The organism is Dokdonia sp. Asnod3-C12 (genome assembly GCF_045063975.1).
Taxonomy (GTDB): domain Bacteria; phylum Bacteroidota; class Bacteroidia; order Flavobacteriales; family Flavobacteriaceae; genus Dokdonia.
This window is the reverse complement of the sequence record NZ_JBEFNY010000003.1, coordinates 587,854-607,242: the sequence shown is the minus strand read 5'-3', so window position 1 is coordinate 607,242 and position 19,389 is coordinate 587,854. Positions and strand designations below refer to the sequence as shown.

General features: G+C 38.2%; 21 protein-coding genes. 17 read left to right on the top strand and 4 right to left on the bottom strand.

Features of this window, described 5'->3' with window-relative positions; all coding sequences use genetic code 11:
* Positions 1-14: 14 nt before the first annotated feature.
* Entirely contained in the window at positions 15-680 is a 666-nt protein-coding gene (locus ACJJVW_RS02755) for a YceI family protein (protein ID WP_298328331.1), read from the bottom strand.
* 426 nt (positions 681-1,106) lie between these two features.
* On the opposite strand from ACJJVW_RS02755, the gene ACJJVW_RS02750 reads away from it, so the two are divergent.
* The 11 genes from ACJJVW_RS02750 (at position 1,107) to ACJJVW_RS02700 (ending at position 11,969) form a co-directional block, all read left to right on the top strand.
* Positions 1,107-1,673, top strand: a complete 567-nt coding sequence (locus ACJJVW_RS02750; protein WP_298328328.1) for a nucleotide exchange factor GrpE — start codon at positions 1,107-1,109, stop codon at positions 1,671-1,673.
* An 89-nt stretch (positions 1,674-1,762) separates the two neighbouring features.
* The gene (gene dnaJ, locus ACJJVW_RS02745) at positions 1,763-2,893 is read left to right on the top strand and encodes a molecular chaperone DnaJ (protein ID WP_298328325.1); all 1,131 of its coding nucleotides are present in this window, start codon (positions 1,763-1,765) and stop codon (positions 2,891-2,893) included.
* 326 nt (positions 2,894-3,219) lie between these two features.
* A complete protein-coding gene (locus ACJJVW_RS02740) occupies positions 3,220-4,158 on the top strand; it encodes an ABC transporter ATP-binding protein (protein WP_405250687.1) in 939 nt (312 codons plus the stop codon).
* Positions 4,155-5,459, top strand: a complete 1,305-nt coding sequence (locus ACJJVW_RS02735; RefSeq protein ID WP_405250686.1) for an ABC transporter permease — start codon at positions 4,155-4,157, stop codon at positions 5,457-5,459. The genes ACJJVW_RS02740 and ACJJVW_RS02735 overlap by 4 nt, the downstream gene beginning before the upstream one ends.
* Positions 5,444-6,439: a mechanosensitive ion channel family protein gene (locus tag ACJJVW_RS02730; RefSeq protein ID WP_013751510.1), complete on the top strand. Its 996-nt coding sequence runs from the start codon at positions 5,444-5,446 to the stop codon at positions 6,437-6,439. The genes ACJJVW_RS02735 and ACJJVW_RS02730 overlap by 16 nt, the downstream gene beginning before the upstream one ends.
* Positions 6,432-7,328, top strand: coding sequence for a DUF6268 family outer membrane beta-barrel protein (locus tag ACJJVW_RS02725; RefSeq protein ID WP_339847553.1), 897 nt, complete (start codon positions 6,432-6,434; stop codon positions 7,326-7,328). Before ACJJVW_RS02730 ends, ACJJVW_RS02725 begins: the two co-directional genes overlap by 8 nt.
* 2 nt (positions 7,329-7,330) lie before the next feature.
* Positions 7,331-8,494: a sigma-54-dependent transcriptional regulator gene (locus tag ACJJVW_RS02720; RefSeq protein ID WP_405223373.1), complete on the top strand. Its 1,164-nt coding sequence runs from the start codon at positions 7,331-7,333 to the stop codon at positions 8,492-8,494.
* A gap of 7 nt (positions 8,495-8,501) precedes the next feature.
* Positions 8,502-9,380 carry a PPK2 family polyphosphate kinase gene (locus ACJJVW_RS02715; RefSeq protein WP_035336194.1) on the top strand — a complete coding sequence of 293 codons (879 nt, stop codon included), beginning with the start codon at positions 8,502-8,504 and terminating at the stop codon, positions 9,378-9,380.
* Positions 9,373-10,773 (top strand): M20/M25/M40 family metallo-hydrolase, encoded by a 1,401-nt coding sequence (locus tag ACJJVW_RS02710; RefSeq protein WP_405250685.1) that lies wholly within the window; start codon positions 9,373-9,375, stop codon positions 10,771-10,773. The genes ACJJVW_RS02715 and ACJJVW_RS02710 overlap by 8 nt, the downstream gene beginning before the upstream one ends.
* Positions 10,774-10,858: 85 nt before the next feature.
* Positions 10,859-11,266: a hypothetical protein gene (locus ACJJVW_RS02705; RefSeq protein WP_405250683.1), complete on the top strand. Its 408-nt coding sequence runs from the start codon at positions 10,859-10,861 to the stop codon at positions 11,264-11,266.
* Positions 11,267-11,408: 142 nt separating this feature from the next.
* Positions 11,409-11,969: a hypothetical protein gene (locus ACJJVW_RS02700; RefSeq protein ID WP_405250682.1), complete on the top strand. Its 561-nt coding sequence runs from the start codon at positions 11,409-11,411 to the stop codon at positions 11,967-11,969.
* Between the two features lie 3 nt (positions 11,970-11,972).
* Here the strand turns inward: ACJJVW_RS02700 and ACJJVW_RS02695 are convergent, their stop codons facing one another.
* Complete coding sequence (locus tag ACJJVW_RS02695; RefSeq protein WP_405250681.1) at positions 11,973-12,356, bottom strand: hypothetical protein; 384 nt, start codon at positions 12,354-12,356, stop codon at positions 11,973-11,975.
* 116 nt (positions 12,357-12,472) lie between these two features.
* Here ACJJVW_RS02695 and ACJJVW_RS02690 point away from each other — a divergent pair, with 116 nt between their 5' ends.
* The 3 genes from ACJJVW_RS02690 to ACJJVW_RS02680 are packed head-to-tail and all read left to right on the top strand — an operon-like array spanning position 12,473 to position 14,630.
* Positions 12,473-13,819, top strand: a complete 1,347-nt coding sequence (locus ACJJVW_RS02690) for an MATE family efflux transporter (RefSeq protein WP_144784682.1) — start codon at positions 12,473-12,475, stop codon at positions 13,817-13,819.
* Between the two features lie 13 nt (positions 13,820-13,832).
* Positions 13,833-14,066 carry a hypothetical protein gene (locus ACJJVW_RS02685; protein ID WP_013751518.1) on the top strand — a complete coding sequence of 78 codons (234 nt, stop codon included), beginning with the start codon at positions 13,833-13,835 and terminating at the stop codon, positions 14,064-14,066.
* A 3-nt stretch (positions 14,067-14,069) separates the two neighbouring features.
* Positions 14,070-14,630 carry a phosphatase PAP2 family protein gene (locus ACJJVW_RS02680; RefSeq protein WP_405250680.1) on the top strand — a complete coding sequence of 187 codons (561 nt, stop codon included), beginning with the start codon at positions 14,070-14,072 and terminating at the stop codon, positions 14,628-14,630.
* Here ACJJVW_RS02680 and meaB read toward each other — a convergent pair.
* Both meaB and ACJJVW_RS02670 read right to left on the bottom strand, forming a co-directional pair.
* On the bottom strand, positions 14,627-15,673 hold the full coding sequence (meaB, locus tag ACJJVW_RS02675; protein WP_405250679.1) for a methylmalonyl Co-A mutase-associated GTPase MeaB: 1,047 nt from the start codon (positions 15,671-15,673) through the stop codon (positions 14,627-14,629). The genes ACJJVW_RS02680 and meaB overlap by 4 nt on opposite strands.
* Positions 15,674-15,744: 71 nt before the next feature.
* A complete protein-coding gene (locus ACJJVW_RS02670; protein ID WP_405223400.1) occupies positions 15,745-16,278 on the bottom strand; it encodes a DUF2383 domain-containing protein in 534 nt (177 codons plus the stop codon).
* Positions 16,279-16,495: 217 nt separating this feature from the next.
* Between ACJJVW_RS02670 and ACJJVW_RS02665 the strand changes: the two genes are divergently transcribed.
* From ACJJVW_RS02665 to ACJJVW_RS02655, 3 genes are read left to right on the top strand one after another with little or no spacing between them, the layout of a single operon-like run.
* Positions 16,496-17,041, top strand: a complete 546-nt coding sequence (locus ACJJVW_RS02665; RefSeq protein WP_298328280.1) for an RNA polymerase sigma factor — start codon at positions 16,496-16,498, stop codon at positions 17,039-17,041.
* A complete protein-coding gene (locus tag ACJJVW_RS02660) occupies positions 17,025-17,630 on the top strand; it encodes a hypothetical protein (RefSeq protein WP_405250678.1) in 606 nt (201 codons plus the stop codon). The genes ACJJVW_RS02665 and ACJJVW_RS02660 overlap by 17 nt, the downstream gene beginning before the upstream one ends.
* Positions 17,631-17,632: 2 nt before the next feature.
* Positions 17,633-19,345 carry a hypothetical protein gene (locus tag ACJJVW_RS02655; protein ID WP_405250677.1) on the top strand — a complete coding sequence of 571 codons (1,713 nt, stop codon included), beginning with the start codon at positions 17,633-17,635 and terminating at the stop codon, positions 19,343-19,345.
* The last annotated feature ends 44 nt before the right edge of the window (positions 19,346-19,389 follow it).

The following is a 19,389-nucleotide window of genomic DNA, read 5'->3' as shown; positions in this document are numbered from 1 at the left end:
ATAAAAAGGAAGTCTTAAGCTTTAGTAGCCTTAAGATTTACAGTAAGCTCGATATCGTCAGAGATAAATTTATCTCCTAAATCGTCAAATACAGATTGTGATCCGTAGTTTACTCCCCAATCAGTACGATCAATAGTAAATGGCTCACTTGTAAGTGTCATATTTTCACCTTCTACAGCATAAGAAACTGGGAACTCAATGTTCTTCTTCTGGTCTCTTATAGTAAGGTTACCCTGCATCATTTTTTTACCGTCTTTTTCTGTAACTCCAGTTACTTCAAAAGCAGCAGTAGGATATTTTGCAACATTAAAGAAGTGATCTTCTTTTCCTTCTGCCATTCCTTTTAAGTGTCCTTCAAGACTTTCTTTTCCGTCACCAGCCTCAAGGTCAGTTACAGTAATAGAAGTCATGTCAATAAGAAATGTTCCAGTAATAGCATCTCCAGCAACATTTACAACACCGTTTTCTATGTTGATAGTTCCGTTGTGCTTTCCTGTAGGCTTGCTTCCTACCCATGCAATTGTAGAGCTTGAAGCATCTACCTTAAATTTTGCAGCATCTTCTACTACAGCTACTTCCTGAGCATCTTTTGCTTCTGTCTCGTTCTTTTCTCCTTTACAAGAAACTACTCCTGCAACAAGAGCTACAGCAGCAAGTGTATTTAAAATTTGTTTTTTCATCTTGATAAAATTATTTAGTGAACTGCAAAATTAACATTTATCCATAGCCCTTATCATAATGTTATCTTAAATAGTAGTACGCTTTCGCGAAAGCGTAACAAACCTTAGAAATAGCTTTTTTATTACTTGACGCAAGAAGGAGTATGGCTTTGAGCGTGGTCTCTGGTTGTGGATGTAGTTAGATGACTATCTAAAAAGTGATTCTAGTAACAGTTAGCGTAGTATTCTCTTCTTAGATAGAAACAAATAACCGCTAGGCACGTCAAAGTTGTACATATAAGTAAGGATTACTTTTGTAAAGTGGTTTGATTAAATGTATTGATAAATCACGATACCGTAAGTTTTAAAAAGCCAGTGACATTTTGACATTTTGATACAATTGGCAGTACTTTTGCCACCTCAATAAAAATTGAATTTAAGACCATTATGGCAACAGAAGATAAAACACCAGACAATACAGTAGACGAAGCTGCTCAAGAGCAGTTTGTACATGAGGCAGAAGATGCAACGGTAGAGGCAACTGAAGAGGTAAAAGATGAAAGAAGCGAGCTAGAAATCGTTCAAGATCAACTGGCAGAGGAGAAGGATAAATTTTTACGCCTTTTTGCCGAATTTGAGAATTACAAAAGACGTACTACTAAGGAGCGTATTGAATTGTACAAAACTGCAGGACAAGAAGTCATACAAGCGATGCTTCCAGTTGCAGATGATTTTGATCGTGCTCTTAATGAATTTAAAGGCGATAAAGACGACGTTCACGTAAAAGGAATGACGCTTATAAGCAATAAATTCAAAGAGACGCTTAAGTCTAAAGGACTTGAGGAAATGAGTGTGAGAGCTGGAGATGATTTTAATGCAGATCAACATGAGGCAATAACTCAAATACCAGCACCTAACAAGAAATTGAAAGGTAAAATTGTAGACGTGATAGAAAAGGGATATAAACTGGGAGATAAGATCATCCGGTTTCCTAAAGTAGTTACGGGACAATAATTTTAAAATGATTTACATCGCAGTATTTGTTTAAACTTATACTGCGATTGCAATAGATTAAGAGTGCTCAGTAACGCTGAGCTTTGATTATGAAAGAAGATTTTTACGACATATTAGGTATCTCAAAAGGAGCCACAGCAGCCGAAATTAAAAAAGCATACCGAAAGAAAGCGGTGCAATATCACCCAGATAAAAACCCTGGTGATGATACTGCAGAAGCAAACTTTAAAAAAGCTGCAGAGGCATACGAGGTGCTTAGTGATGATAACAAGCGTGCTCGTTATGATCAGTACGGTCACCAAGCCTTTGAAGGCGGAGGTGGCGGTGGCGGCTTCGGTGGTGGAGGTATGAACATGGATGATATCTTCAGTCAGTTTGGAGATATTTTCGGCGGTGCTTTTGGTGGCGGCGGAGGTGGTTTTTCTGGATTTGGTGGTGGCGGAGGTCAGCGTCGAGTGAAGGGAAGTAACTTACGTATTCGTGTAAAACTTACTATTGAAGAAATTGCAAACGGCGTTGAGAAAAAAATCAAGGTTAAACGTAAAAAGCAAGCCGCTGGAGTATCATACAAAACATGTACTACCTGTAATGGTGCTGGACAAGTAACAAAAATCCAGAACACTATTTTAGGCCGCATGCAAACGAGTGCTCCTTGTACTACTTGTGGTGGAGCTGGGCAAATGATTGATAAACGTCCGGATGGTGCAGATGCGCAAGGTCTTATTGTTGACGAAGAGACAGTAAGCATCAAGATTCCTGCAGGAGTAGTAGATGGAATGCAGCTTAAGGTTACTGGAAAAGGTAACGAAGCGCCAGGAAATGGTATCGCAGGAGATTTACTTGTAGCAATAGAAGAAAAAGATCACGAGTTCTTACAAAGAGAAGGTGATAACCTTCACCTAGATCTTTACATTAGTATTAGTGAAGCAGTACTAGGTACTTCAAAAGAGATTGATACTGTTACTGGTAAAGTACGTATCAAGATAGAAGAAGGTGTACAGAGTGGTAAAATACTACGCTTGCGTGGTAAAGGTATTCCATCTATAAACGGTTACGGTAAGGGAGATTTATTGGTACACGTAAATGTATGGACGCCTAAAACACTTAATAAAGAGCAAAAGCAGTTTTTTGAGAAGATGGCAACAGATGATAATTTTATGCCTAATCCAGAAACTGGAGATAAGTCATTCTTTGAAAAAGTTAAAGATATGTTCTCATAATGTGAAACTTTCAAATTTTGTGAAACCAAAATTATAGGGTTCATAAAAAAAACTTATATTTGAATAACGTTAAACAATGTTTGACGTTATTTTTCTTTTTCATAGCAATTTTTTTTCCCATCCTGAACTTACGTCTAGGGTGGGTTTTGCTTTTAGGACGTTTTGTAAATCTTGAATTATAGTACTGTTTGCCTAGTTTTCTAGTTATGATAAATGACTTACAACTATAAAGGTCTCAGTACGTTTTAATAAAACTCCTAAATTATAGCTAACAGTTATGCCTCCGTCAGGTCATATTCCTATCTTAGCTTGATTAACCACTATCTATGAATTCATTACTCGTTGCAGATACAGTCTCAAAGAAGTTTGGTGACTTTACCGCACTTAATAACGTCTCCATTGCTGTACCAGAAGGAAGCATTTTTGGGCTACTAGGCCCTAATGGCGCTGGCAAGACAACACTCATTCGTATTATCAACCAGATTACCATGCCAGATACTGGTAGTGTAACGCTAGGAGGTGAGCAATTACAACAACATCACATACGCGACATAGGGTACATGCCTGAGGAGCGTGGTTTGTATAAATCTATGAAAGTAGGGGAGCAGGTGCTTTACCTCGCCCAACTTAAAGGTTTATCTAAAACAGATGCAAAAAAACGAGCCAAACATTGGTTTGAAAAACTAGAAATAGGAGATTGGTGGGATAAAAAAATTCAAGAGCTTTCTAAAGGACAGGCACAGAAAATCCAATTTGTGGTGACCGTAATGCACCAGCCCAAGTTGCTCATTTTTGATGAGCCCTTTAGTGGATTTGATCCTATAAATGCAAATCTCATTAAAGACGAGATTTTACAATTGCGTGATGAGGGAGCTACAGTTATCTTTAGTACGCACCGTATGGAATCTGTAGAGGAGCTTTGTGATCATATAGCACTTATCAATAAGTCTAATAAAATTCTCGATGGTGAAGTAAACAGCATCAAGAGAGCATACCAGAATAATACGTTTGATGTAGGAGTACAGGTTGTAGATGAGACCGCTTTCGCGAAAGCAGAACAAGAACTCAAAGCTGCTTTTAAAGTAACTCCAGCGCATTTTAAAAGTTTAGGTAATGAACGTAAGCTTCGTGTGGAAATGGGCGATAAGTCTACGCCAAACGAATTGCTTACTACCTTAAAAAATCATGGACAAGTCACCCATTTTATGGAAGTGATACCAAGTGTAAACGATATCTTCATTCAAACAGTTAGCCAAAACAAATGAGCATTCTTACCTTAATTATAAAAAGAGAATACATTGCCAGAGTGCGTAATAAGTCATTTTTAATAATGACATTTTTGAGTCCGCTTATACTTGTGGGGATGATTTTATTAATCTCTTACCTTACTCAGCTCAATAGCGAAGATAAACGCACTATTGTTGTAGTAGACGATTCTGGGCAATTTGAAACTGTATTTTTTAATACAGACCAAACCACGTATCTCAACCTAAGTGATCAAGGATTGGAAGCTGGAAAAGAGGTTGCAAAAGGTGAAGGTTATTATGGGCTTATCCATATTAATGATAATCCTGCTATAGCAGAAGATGCTGTAACCTTTTATGGAAATGAAACACCTTCTTTTAGTTTTATAGGAGATATAGAAAAGCGCATTGAAAAGAAAATGACCGATGAAAATCTCATCGCTCAAGGCATAGACTTGAATACACTAGAAACTGCCAAAAGCAGTATAGATGTGCAAATAGAAAACTTTTCTGGGGAGACGAGTTCTAAGATGAGTAACTGGGTGAAAGCTGGTTTTGGAGGTGCTGCGGGTTACTTATTAATGATGTTTATTATCATTTATGGTAATATGGTGATGCGTTCCGTAATCGAGGAAAAGACTAATAGAATCATTGAAGTCATTATATCTTCTGTAAAGCCTTTCCAGTTAATGATGGGTAAAATACTAGGTACTACACTTGCCGGAATCACGCAATTCTCAATATGGGTTATTGTGGGAGGAATTTTGCTAGTAGTTCTTACTACGGTATTTGGGATAGATCCATCAGCGGCATCGGCGGCGAGTCCTGCTGCTTCACAAGCGCAACAAATAGCAGAAGATCCTGGGATGGTAATTGAGTTACTACAAGAGATTCAAAAGCTACCGTTATTGCAACTTGTAGTAGGCTTCTTTATTTATTTTATAGGAGGATACTTCCTGTATAGCTCTATATATGCAGCGATAGGTGCAGCAGTAGATAATGAAACAGATACACAGCAGTTTATGTTACCTATCATTATGCCGTTAATGTTGGGAATTTATGTTGGCTTTTTTGCAGTGATAGATAATCCTCATGGAACGGTAGCGACCGTTTTTTCTATCATACCGCTTACGTCACCTATAGTGATGCTAATGCGTATACCATTTGAGGTTCCAGTATGGCAACTAGCGCTATCAATTACCTTACTAGTGGCATCATTCGTGTTTACAGTATGGTTTGGGTCAAAAATATATCGCGTAGGGATATTGATGTATGGTAAGAAGCCTACTTATAAAGATTTAATAAAATGGTTAAGATACTAGCACTCCTTCTTGTTCTGCAGGAAGAGACTGTAGAGAAGGTAAAAGATATTATTGAACAAGACGTATGGGGAACCATTAAGGAATGGTTAGGCTTCGAACTTATAAGTGTAGGTAAAGAGCCTAATCATATAGGTTTTACAGTGGGTCACCTTATCATTCTAATAATAGCTTTTATACTCACAAGCATTCTCCTTAAGTGGATACGTGTGTTAATGACACGTAAAATGGAGGGCGATGACAAACTTAAGTTTGTAAGCGTTTTTAAGTTTATCAAGTATATCGCTTATATAGTGGTAGTGCTTGCTACGATGAGTGCTTCAGGGATTAATATTACGGTGCTGCTCACAGCATCTGCAGCATTATTTGTAGGTTTAGGACTTGCCTTGCAGGAGGTATTTCAAGATGTAATAGGTGGTATCCTTATTATGATAGATAAGTCTATATCTGCAGGAGATATTATAGAAATGGATGGAAGAGTAGGTCGTGTGTTTGAAATAAAATTACGTACTACGAGAGCGTTAACTAGAGATGATAAAGTAATAATTATCCCTAATCATAAGTTTATAACAGACACTGTCTATAATTACACTCAAAACCATAAAACCACCCGAGAGAATGTAAAGGTGGGCGTTGCTTATGGAAGTGATACTAGACAGGTAGAAAAAATATTACTAGAGTGTGCAGTAGCACATCCTGAGATTTTAAAGCATCCAAAGCCTTTTGCGCTTTTTGAAAACTTTGGTGATAGTTCGCTTGATTTTGGTCTATACTTTTTTGTGAGAGACAGTTTTGTAGATCCAAGAATTAAAAGTGCGCTTAGGTATGCTATAGACGACCGTTTTCGCGAAAGCGGGATTACCATCCCCTTTCCTCAGAGAGATGTACATCTTTTTAATACGGCAAATCCAGTATATACACCTAATAAAACAGCAGTTAACACCAATATTGAACCCCCTAAAAATGATATGATTGATGAATAAACAGACTAACATTATTATAGTATTACTACTGTTGAGTGGTACTTGTTTTGCTCAGCTTACAGATTTGGCTAGGATTGAGTATACATACTTCCCGCAGGAGCAATCTGATAATTCGTTTAGGAGGTTTAGAACATTTATTAATGTTCCTATAAAACTTAAAGAAGATACATACTTAGTTCCTGGATTTGAATATCGCAATGTGAATTTGAAGTTTGAAGATGTTGTGCCTTTTAGCCGTGAAGACTTAGATAGATTTCAATCGTTTAGTCTGTCTCTAGGATATACTCAGAAAATAAGTGAGGAGTGGCGCATAGGAGCAAAACTAGGTACTACGGTAACGTCTAATTTTAGTACAGGATCTGCCACTAGTAATGATTATGTGCATACTGGGGCTTTATATTTTATAAATGATAAGACTAACGAAGGTCTAGATAAACCGTGGCGACTTATAGTAGGTGGGCGCTATGATACAGAATCTGGAAGACCTTTTCCATTACCTTTTATAAACTATTATAAAGAGTTTCACCCAGACTGGTCTTATACACTGGGTGTTCCAAAATCAAATATAAAACGCTATTTTGGGAAAGACCGTAGGCACATACTCCAGAGTTTTGTGACGCTTGATGGGTTTTATGCAAATATTCAAGATAATGTAGATGTTGCAATACCTGCAGGAGAGTTTGAAACGGCAGAGAGTATCTCTATGACTGTAGCACTATTTGGCGTAGGTTATGAATACTGTTTTACAAAACACTTAGTGTTCTACATTTATGCTGGACATACGATTATAAATGACATACGATTGCGTGATGGCGATAGAGATGATGTATTTACCATAAACGACAGAAATACGTTTTACGGTCGTTCAGGTATAAAATTTAAAATATAACAATGGCAAAGATTTTAATTATAGAGGATGAGGCTGCGATACGTCGTGTACTTACCAAAATTTTATCAGAAGAGAGTAAGGATTACCAAGTAGAAGAAGCTGCAGATGGACTTGAAGGTATCAATAAGATACGCGAGGAAGACTATGACTTAGTCCTTTGTGATATTAAAATGCCAAAAATGGACGGAGTAGAAGTGCTTGAAGCTGCACGTAAGCTTAAGCCGGAAACTCCTATGGTAATGATCTCAGGACATGGTGACCTAGATACTGCCGTAAACACGATGCGCCTAGGAGCTTTTGATTATATATCTAAGCCGCCAGATCTTAATAGATTACTTAATACCGTACGCAACGCGCTAGACAGAAAAACCCTTGTCGTAGAAAATATTCAGCTTAAGAAAAAGGTGAGTAAGAAATACGAGATGGTAGGTAAAAGCAAGGAGATTGATCAAATCAAAGAAATGATCGAAAAAGTAGCTCCTACAGATGCTAGAGTTTTGATTACTGGTCCTAACGGTACTGGTAAGGAGCTTGTAGCGCACTGGTTGCACGAGAAAAGCGAGCGAGCAAAAGGAGCTCTCATAGAAGTAAACTGTGCTGCGATACCTTCAGAACTTATAGAAAGTGAACTTTTTGGCCACGTGAAAGGTGCTTTTACAAGTGCAAATAAAGATCGCGCAGGTAAGTTTGAAGCAGCAAACGGTGGAACTATATTTCTAGATGAAATAGGAGATATGAGTCTTTCTGCACAAGCTAAAGTACTTAGAGCTTTGCAAGAAAGCCGTGTACAACGTGTAGGAAGCGATAAGGATATTAAAGTGGATGTACGCGTAGTGGCGGCAACTAATAAGAACCTGAAAAAAGAAATAGCAGAGGGAAGATTCCGTGAGGATTTATATCATAGACTGGCAGTAATTTTAATTAAAGTGCCAGCGCTCAATGATCGTAGAGATGATATCCCAATTCTCATAGAGCACTTTGCAAAGAAAATCTCTCAAGAGCAAGGAACCGCAAAAAAATCATTTTCAGACAAAGCTATTGATTTACTTAAAGCTTATGACTGGACTGGAAATATACGTGAACTGCGCAATGTAGTTGAACGACTTATTATCTTAAGTGGCCCAGAAGTGTCAGAAGGGGATGTAAAACTATTTGCTAGTAAATAATATAATTATGAGTGACATTAAACCAGAAGACTATAAAATCACTAACGGTGTGACACTTTCAGATAGAGAGACCACCTTGTTTCCAGACGTAGAAGAGAAGGAGCTAGAAAGTAAGCTCAAGAAAATACGTAAGAAATTAGGCAAACTTCAAGACACTATGTACGCGCATGATAAATATAGCGTGCTTGTTTGTCTTCAAGGGATGGATACTTCTGGTAAGGATAGTCTCATACGTGAAGTCTTTAAGGATTTTAATGCACGCGGTGTTGAGGTACAAAGTTTTAAAGTGCCTACAGAGCTAGAGTTAAGTCATGACTACTTGTGGCGTCATTACTTAGCATTACCAGAGCGTGGTAAATTTGGCGTACATAACCGTACTCATTATGAGAATGTGCTTGTAACTCGAGTGCACCCAGAATATATTTTAGGAGAAAAATTGCCTGACGTTCACAGCATAGATGATGTCAACGAAGCATTCTGGGATAAGCGATTTGAGCAAATCAAAAACTTCGAAAAGCACCTTACAGAGAACGGAACCATTATCTATAAATTCTTTATGCATTTATCTAAAGATGAGCAAAAGGATAGATTATTACGCAGACTTAATAAGAAAGAGAAGAACTGGAAATTTTCGGCTGGAGATTTAAAAGAGCGAAAGCTTTGGGATACTTATCAAGAATATTATGAGGACGCCATAAATCGCACATCGACAGAGAAGGCTCCGTGGTATGTGATTCCGGCAGATAATAAGCCGGCAGCTAGACTTGCTGTAGCAACCATATTGCTAGAGACACTGTCGCAATATGACGATATCCAAGAGCCAGAATTAGACGATAAAACAAAGGCAAATCTTGCCGATTATAAAGAACAGTTGAGCAATGAATAAAAATTTACGTTATATACTTGCGACTGCACTAGTAGTTGTTTCCGCTTTCGCGAAAGCGCAAAATGATTCAATTACTGTGAGAAAAATATACTCGGCAGCGCTTACAGAAGGGCAAAGCTATGAGTGGCTAGATCATCTGTCTAACCAAATAGGATCTAGACTAAGCGGAAGCCTAGGAGCCGAAAGAGCTGTGACATGGACAAAGAGCGAACTAGAAAAAGTGGGTCTTGATAAGGTGTGGTTGCAGCCTGTAATGGTGCCAAAATGGATACGAGGTGAAGCCGAAAGAGCATTTATAGAAGGGGATAATGCAAGCATTACGTCTGTGCCTATTTGTGCGCTTGGAGGATCTGTTGCTACAAAAACTACCGGACTTAAAGCAAATGTAGTTGAGGTGATGGGAATAGAAGAATTGAAAGCATTGAATGCTGACGAGGTGAAGGGGAAAATTGTCTTCTTTAACAGACCTATGGACGACGAGCTTATCTTGACATTTCAAGCATATGGCGGTTGTGTAGACCAGCGTTATGCTGGAGCGATGGAAGCAGCAAAGCTAGGAGCGGTAGGTGTGATTGTAAGATCTGTGACACACAGTCTTGATGATTACCCGCATACAGGATCGATGTCTTATGGTGATTTGCCTAATTCAAAACGCATTCCTGCGGCTGCAATCAGTACCAAAGGAGCAGCGCTTTTAAGTACATCCCTGAAGCTAAATCCTGATACCAAGTTTTTCTATAAAATGTCTTGTAAGAATCTTGCAGATGTAGAGTCGCATAATGTGATAGCTGAAATTACAGGAAGTGAATATCCAAATAAATATATGGTCGTAGGTGGTCATTTAGATTCTTGGGATCTAGGAGACGGCTCGCATGACGATGGTGCGGGAGTAGTGCAAAGTATGGAAGCGCTACGATTAATGAAAGCAATAGGTTATAAGCCTAAACATAGCATACGTGTAGTGCTGTTTATGAATGAAGAAAATGGCCTTCGAGGAGGTAATAAGTATGCACAAGAAGCTAAGGCAAAAGGTGAAAACCATGTCTTTGCTTTAGAAAGTGACTCTGGCGGATTTACTCCAAGAGGTTTTTCTTTTGATAGTGATGATCGTAACTTTAATGAAGTGCTTACTTGGAAATCATTATTTGAGCCTTACTTAATTCACGACTTTACAAGGGGAGGTAGTGGTGCAGATATTGGTCCGCTTAAAGCAACTAATGATGGTATTGTACTCGCAGGACTGCGTCCTGACTCGCAACGCTATTTTGACCATCACCATGCTGCAAATGATACCTTTGATGCAGTAAATAAAAGAGAACTTGAACTAGGTGCTGCCACAATGACAAGCCTGTTATATTTGATGGATAATTATATACAGCCTTCAGGGAAATAATGCTCTTTTATTCATGGGCTGGATTATGCTAAGAATACTTTTCCTTTTAGTGACAATTAATTGTATCGCTCAGAAAACGGAAAGGATGACGCTTTTACATATCGCTCCAGAGGTAATGTATCTCTATGACGATAACATAGAGAACAAAGACGATATAGAAGCATCAGATTTTGAACCGAGAGATAGTGATTTTGTACAGGCTTTAGGAGTCAATGTCGGCTTCAATGTGAGTGAATATCTATCGATTGGAGCTTTTGTGAGTACAGAAAAAGTATTGTCGAGAGCTCTTAATTATAATGGTTGGGCTATAGCTGCAAACTTTGGAACAGAACCCCAGAAAAACGGTTGGGCAGCAAGTATGAAACTTGGTAGCCACTTTGGAAATAACTTAAGAGAAGGAGGATTTTTAGGAAGACTTGGATTGGGTTTTAAATTTTATCTTTTAAACTTCTTACCGCACAAACAGAATTTATATACTCTTATCAAGCCTTAAAATTTAAAGAAATTGTAGACGTCGAGTCTAGACAAAACTTGACCATTAACGGGATAGGCTTGTCTATGAAAATATACTTGTAGATAATTGATTTAATTCCAATGTTTTAAATACTTTTAAGAATTCATCAATCAATCTTAAAATGAAAAGAAATTTAAAACTCACGTACCTCTCAATCATACTGTTGTTCTGTTCGCTCACGGTATATTCTCAAGAAGATACAGTTGCACCACTAGAAAATTTATTTAGCGCAAATCTCAATATTATAGGCGCGGGAGTAACTTATGAGCGCGTTCTTGGTAATAAGTTTACCACCCATTTCAATGCCTCATATCAACTCGTAGGAGTTAGTGGTGGAAGTAATCAAGATGTTGACTTAACCTTTGCGGGTAATCTATCTGTAGGTGGACGTTATTATTATAACAGAGAACGCCGCTTTGAAAAAGGAAAAAAGCTCACACAGAATGCAGGTAACTTTTGGGCTGCAGAGTTTCAAGTAATTCCTGATTTTACCGTGGCAACAGAAGAACGTTTTGCTAGATATCTTACTACTTATCTCTTGGGAGCAAAATATGGCCTACGCAGAAACATCACAAGAAATTTAAATTACGAATGCGAATTCGGACTAGGATATTTATTTACAGGTGAGGATGCCACTGTTTATCCATTATTAGAATTTAAACTTCAATACGTTTTATTCTAACTCTTAAGTGGATGTCAGCAACCCTTTTTCTTGATAAATGGCAATGCCTTTGTCTATCATAGCACTAATGGATGCCTCGAGTGAGGCATCCATTTTTTTGATGTGAAAACAGCTTTTGCCTTTCAAACATTTTCTTAAGGCAGGATCTATGTCTGTAAATGCAGCTACGTCAGTATAAATAGGGAAGAAGTACAACCTGCAGTCCTTAGGCTTTGGGATCACACTGGCAAAATAAAAACCATCTACTTTCTGTTTTCCTTGCATGGTAGGTATGGTACCTGCCACTTCTAAGCCTGCGCTATCGTCTTTTCTTAATTGTAAATGTTGCTCGTGGCGTTTAATAATAGCACGAAGTGCGAGGTCTATTTCGATGGGATTTGTGATCATTTACGGTTCCAGTATTATTTACAAGCTTGAAGATAGTAAATTGGTTGAAATCTAGACGCTCTTTCTACGGGATGAAGTATTTTTGCGCTTTCGCGAAAGCGTATCAAATCTAATTAATGAGATTCTCAGACTACACAAAGGAATTTGGCATCAATCTTAAAATAGCATATCCTATTATGTTGGGGCAGCTAGGTCATATTCTTGTAGCACTGGCAGATAATTTGATGGTGGGACAGCTGGGTGCAGCTCAACTTGCAGCAGTAAGTCTAGGCAATAGCTTGGTGTTTATAGCGCTTTCTATAGGTATCGGATTTTCGTTTGCCATCACTCCGCTTGTAGCAGAGGCAGATGGTAAAGGTGATATAGAAAAAGGTCGCTTGCACTTTCATCATGGTGTCATTATGTGTACCATAAATGGTGTGCTACTATTTATTACGCTATTGATCGCAAAGCCTTTGTTGTACATGCTTGATCAGCCGCCAGAGGTGGTAGAACTGGCAATTCCATATCTTGAGATTGTAGCACTATCTATGATTCCGCTTATGATATTTCAGGGTTTCAAGCAGTTTGCAGATGGCCTGTCACAAACCAAATATGCAATGTATGCGACCATTGTAGCAAACGTGGTCAATGTTGTTTTTAACTATGTATTGATTTACGGAATCTGGGTTTTCCCAAGATTAGAAGTAGAAGGTGCAGCCTGGGGAACATTAATTTCTCGTTTCTTTATGGTCGCACTGCTGATTTTTATGCTTTCGCGAAAGCGTAAATTCAAACCCTATTTCCACTGGGGAAGTAAGGAGCACATCCAACTTGCTGAGTTTAAAACCTTATTTAAATTAGGATTTCCAACAGCATTACAGATGCTTTTTGAAGTAGGCGTTTTTACAGCTGCTATATTTTTATCTGGAATACTAGGAACGAATGCGCAAGCGGCAAATCAAATTGCGCTTAATCTAGCTTCTATGACATTTATGATTGCTGTAGGATTAGGAGTAACGGCAACCATACGCGTAGGAAATCAAAAAGGTAAAGCCGATTTTCCTAACCTACGACGTATCGCTTTTTCTATATTTATACTCTGTTTCTTAATTGAAGCTGTATTTGCAGTAGGATTTATATTGCTTAAAGACTGGCTTCCTCCATTTTATATAGATAATCCAGAAGTGATTTTTCTAGCAGCTCAGTTATTAATTGTGGCAGCGTTATTCCAACTAAGTGATGGAGTGCAAGTAACCATACTTGGAGCATTGCGCGGATTGCAAGATGTAAATATTCCCACAGTAATCTGTTTTATAGCCTACTGGATCATAGGATTCCCTATCATGTGGTATATGGGTAAAGATGAGCAAATGGGTGTGCAAGGCGTCTGGGTAGGCTTGCTAGCAGGGCTTACGGCTTCTGCAGTGATGTTGTACTTTAGATTTAATTACCTTAGCAAGAAATTAATAGACCAACAGTAATAATACGATATTTATGAAAGTACCTAAGTTCCTTTTAGGCGATAATTCAGATTTTTCAGATCATATTTTTGTGATACATACTGAGTTCCCAAGGTTTATTATAGACCTTACAATAGATGAGATAGAATGGTTTGAAGAGTTTGATCGTCAAGACGAAGATGAGCTAGCCTCAGAAACAGAAAATGCCATCAAAGATGCTACCGAGTGGTATGATGCAGAGATGGAAAAATTTGACAAAGAGCAATAAACGGTGGACCAACTTATCCAATATGATCAAGAGTTTTTCCTTTTCCTCAACGGATTAGGATCACCTGCGTGGGATCAATTCTGGCTTATTGTTACAAATAAGCTCAGCTCGATTCCTTTATATGCATTGCTACTCTTCTTTATTTATAAAAAGTTTGGTGTAAAAGGAACCTTGATAACAGTGGTTGCAGTTGCGTTACTCATTACGTGTGTAGACCAATTAGCAAATGCTTTTAAGCATGGTTTTGAAAGACCACGTCCTTGTAGAGTAGAAGACTTTAAAGGAATTATAAGATATGTAGCAGAGCGCTGTGGGCGTTATGGGTATTACTCTGCGCACGCAGGTAATAGTATGGCGGTTGCGGTATTTGCAGGTCTTGCCTTAAGATCTACGCACAAGAAGTTAATCTTTATACTGCTATTTTGGTCTGCGATGGTGGGTTATAGCCGTATTTATGTAGGCGTGCATTATCCAGGTGATGTGCTTACAGGTTGGGTAATAGGAGCAATAATTGGCTTTGCAATATATAGACTACAGCAGTGGGCTGTAGCAAAGTGGGCTTAAGAATCGGCGGTTGCTATGAGTGATTTTGCAGCTTTAAAAGGTGATACCTCACCGCGAGCAACTTTTTCAAGTATCTCGGGAAGCGTTGACTTCACGTCCTTGTTATTATAAAACGTGTCCTTAAGAGTATTCTCTATAGTTTGTAATAGCCAAAACTTGTTCTGCTCTGCTCTTTTCTTAGCAAAATATCCAGAGGCCTTTGTATGATTACAGTAATCTGAAACTAAGTCCCAAGAATCTGAAATTCCAGAATGTTCTAAGGCACTACAAGTAATGACTTGAGGAGTCCAATTGCTAGGCTTTGGTGGGAAAAGGTGTAATGCCTTTGCAAAAGCAGATCTAGCCAGCCGTGCTGCCTTTTCATTACCACCATCTGCTTTATTGATTACAATGGTGTCTGCCATTTCTATAATCCCGCGTTTAATTCCTTGTAGTTCATCTCCTGCTCCTGCTAGCTTTAGTAATAGAAAGAAATCAACCATAGAGTGTACTACCGTCTCACTCTGTCCTACACCTACAGTTTCAATAATAATAGTATCAAAGCCTGCAGCCTCGCATAATATGATTGCCTCTCGCGTTTTGCGAGCTACGCCGCCTAGAGAATCCCCAGAAGCACTAGGACGTATAAAGGCATTTGGGTTTTGAGATAATTCATACATTCTTGTCTTATCTCCTAAGATACTGCCATGTGAAACAGAGCTCGTAGGGTCTACCGCAAGTACGGCTACTTTTTTCCCTTGGTCTGTAAGATAGTTTCCTAAGCTTTCTATAAACGTACTTTTACCTACACCAGGAACACCTGTGATTCCTAATCTAACAGACTTATTGGCATGAGGTAAGCACAATTCTATAAGTTGTTGCGCCTTTACTTGATGCTCTTGAACCGAGCTTTCTATTAAAGTGATTCCTTGTGATAATGCAGTAATATTACCAGTAATTAATCGCTGGGCCAGTTGTGATACATCAATAGCGTCTTGCCTTTTACTTTTTTTGTAAAATGCAGGATTAATACTCTTGTTTATGGGTGTGTTTTTGTCGCTCACAATGGTGATACCAAATTACTACTTTCTACAAACATCTACATCAAAAAAAAACCACCATTTGGTGGTTTGCGTTATTTAGAGGCGTTCATTCTTTGTATGTCTATAACTCCTGATTTTTTCTTCTTTAGCATCTTCTCCTTAGCCTTTTGCTTCTTTTTTTTCATTTTCTTTTTAAGCTTCAAGAGGTCAATGTGTGATTGCTTCATCTGGAATTCCATAGGCACAAGTACCTCTAGAATATTTACAGGAAGCCATCCATCATCTATAATATCTTTAAGTAAGTTAAGTACAACTTCATCTTGTACCATACATTCTCCTATAAGATATTTAGGCTTACTATTTTCAAGAGCCGCTTTTACTTCAATCCAATCACGGTTAGAATTTCCTTTTACGATGTCTAATCTACTAGGTTCTATGCCTTCTTGTGACATACGCTCTACTATTTTATGACAAAAGCGATTTCTATTCACACTTTCATGACTCAGAAAGCGCTTATATTCTGTAATCTGGATATCTTCGGCGGCGTTAAAGTAGCGTCGCTCTGCCCAGAAGCATTCATCTAGTAGATCATTTAATTTTTCGTACGATAAGTCAAGGTGCTTCATAGGGCTAGTTATTGATGTCAAATATAATTCAGTATTAAACGTAGGTTTACTAACTTACTGTTAATACCTCTATATTTAAGAATAGTTTATTCAAAAATCATAGAGTATCTTAATTTTCTGTTAATGTCGTATTTTTTTAGCTCATTTGCAACATTGAGAAAATAGCGTCGTCTTTAGAGAGAATAGCAATCACAACCATCAAAACCAACCAACCATTTTGCTAGTTACTGAAATCATAGAAAAATGTAAAACTAATGATCGCAAGGCACAGCTGCAGCTGTACAATAAGTATTGTGATGGTATGTACCACGTCGCCTTTAGATTCTTAAAAAATTCATTTGAAGCAGAGGAAGCGATGCATGAGGGTTTTATAAACGCCTTTGCAAAGTTGCACCAGTTTACTGGAGAAGTCACCTTTGGAGCTTGGCTTAAGCGTATCGTGATTAATAAAAGTCTCGATATGATCAAGGCAAAAAAAGCAGTGATTATTCCTCTTAATGAAGAAGTAATGGGCAAAGTTGATGATGATGACGGTTGGGATGTAGGAGACGACGTTACTATAGAACATGTGAAAAACGTTATCAGCGAACTTCCTGAGAACTATAAATTTCCTCTTATGCTATTCTTAATAGAGGGTTATGATCATCAGGAAATTTCAGAAATATTACAGATTACAGAAGTAGCTTCAAGAACGCTGGTGCACCGCGGGAAGAAAAAACTTCAAGAACAATTAAAGACGCTTAATTATGGCACAGGATATTAGAGAGCTCATGAAGAATGATAGCGACAGTAAGCAATCACTGCGCGAGGGACATACACGTCGCTTTGAGAATTTACTTGAAGAACGCTTACCTATTCAGGAGCAAAAAACTTCGGCTAAAGGAGGTATCTATCTATGGATGAAAATTGCAGCAGTACTTATTATAGCTGGTGGAATTGTATTTATGGTGTATAATAACGCTTTCGCGAAAGCGGAAGATCAACAACTAGTAGAGGTAGAGACAAGTGAAAAACAAAGTGCAGAACCAGAAGTATTACTAAGCGCCATCTCACCTGAATTTAAACGAGTGGAGGATTATTACCTCGCAAGTGTGAATCTTGAGATTGCCAGATTAGAAATTACAGATGATAACAAAGAACTTATAGATGCTTTTATGAAGCAACTGTCTGATCTAGATGAAGAGTATAAGAGCCTCAATCGTGAGATTACCGAAAGTGGAGTAAGTGATGAAATGGTAAGTGCGATGATTGAGAATCTCAAATTACGAGTAGAGCTTATGATAAAGCTCAAGTCAAAATTGAAAGAAATGAAAAACGCTGCTCAACAAGAAGCAGCCATTCAAACCGTATAAAAATGAAACAGTCAAACATATTTTGGACCTTCCTAGCACTCCTTTTTGTAGCTTCTGGAAGTGTATTTGCACAAAGCAAAAAAGAAAAATTAAACGAGCGCTTCTCAGTGAATAAGGATGTGTCTATCACAGTAGACACACGCTATGCAGATGTAGTTTTTGAAACATGGAATAAAAATGAAGTATCTGTAGAGGCTTATGTAGAAGGTAAAGATGCTAGCGATGCTTTAAGATCATGGGATTTAAATGTGTCGGGTAATAGTAATAATGTGCGCATCAGCAGTAAAGGTGGTTATAGCGATGCAAAGGTGTATGATAGAAATGATATAGGTAACCTCAATCTCGATCTTGATTTAGACCTTGGAGAAATTATAGGTCAATCGCTTAGCCTTGTGGAGCCAGTCATGAATGGTCTTGTGGGTCCTCTATTAGAAGGAATATCTGGACAGCGATTACCAGATGAGTTTTATGAGGAAATGGGAAAGATGAAGTTTGATCATGAAGCATACAAGAAAGAAGGAAGGGCTTATCTAGATAGATGGGAGAAGCAAATGGATAAAAGCTATGGACCAGAGTTTGAAGAGAAAATGGAGAAGTGGGAGAAGGAATTTGAGCGCAACTCTGAGGATTGGAGTGAACGCCTTATAGATCGCTCTGGTATACCTAGATGGCCTTTTAAAAGCGGAGGTAATATGACCTTTGATAGTGATGAGTATGAAAAGGATAAACAAGCATATGTAAACAAACTAAACCGAAAGTACAACACAAGAGTAAGTGTGCGTGAGGTTGATAAATGGCTGGATGATGTAGAGGCTTGGGGAGAAGATTTTGGAAAAAAGATGGAAGACTGGGGAGAAAACTTTGGTGAATCTATGGAAGCGTGGGGAGAATCTTTTGGAGAGAACTTTGGCAAGTCTATGGAGAAGTGGGGAGAATCTTTTGGGAAAGACATGGAAAAGTGGGGTGAAAATTTTGGAAAGAAAATGGAGCGCTGGGCAGAAGATCACGAAGGAGAGTGGGAAGAAAAACATACTAAGGACGAAAGGGGGAACAAGAGTAGCCACTTTAGCCTTAATTGGGACTCTGAAAGTAATGGATCTAAAAAGCCAAATAAAAATGTAAAACGTATAATAATCATCAAAATGCCTAAAAAGGCTGAGCTGGACTTAAATGTACGTTATGGTAAAGTGAGAATGGTAGATGCTTATAATGCAAAAGCTACAATCTCACACGGAAGCCTTGTAGCAACAAACATCGATGGAGGGCAAACCTCCTTCGATGTTTCTTACAGTCCAGTGGCTGTTGCAAACTGGAATGAGGGAACTCTTAATGTGAATCACGTAAAGGAATGTAACATCTCAACTGCAAATAATATTGAGGTAACTTCAAACTCTAGTAATGTAAATATAAATCGCATTAATGGAGCTGGGATGATATCTGGCTCTTTTGGTAAGCTATCTATACCGCAGGTGAGCGATAACTTTGGGTCACTTACTATCTTTCTAGAGAATAGTGATCTTACGTTAAGATTACCACAATCTGCATTTAACTTTAATTATAGCGGAGATCATAACGACTTCTTTATTCCAAAACAACTGGAAACAAAGTCTATGAAAAACGGATCTACAGAGATGGTAAATGGTTTTCATAAATCACGCAGTAGTGCAAATACTATCACTATCAATGCAAAGTATAGTGACGTAGTACTACAGTAGATAAAGATTACATAATTGATTACTTTGCAGCTATGGCTGCTTTT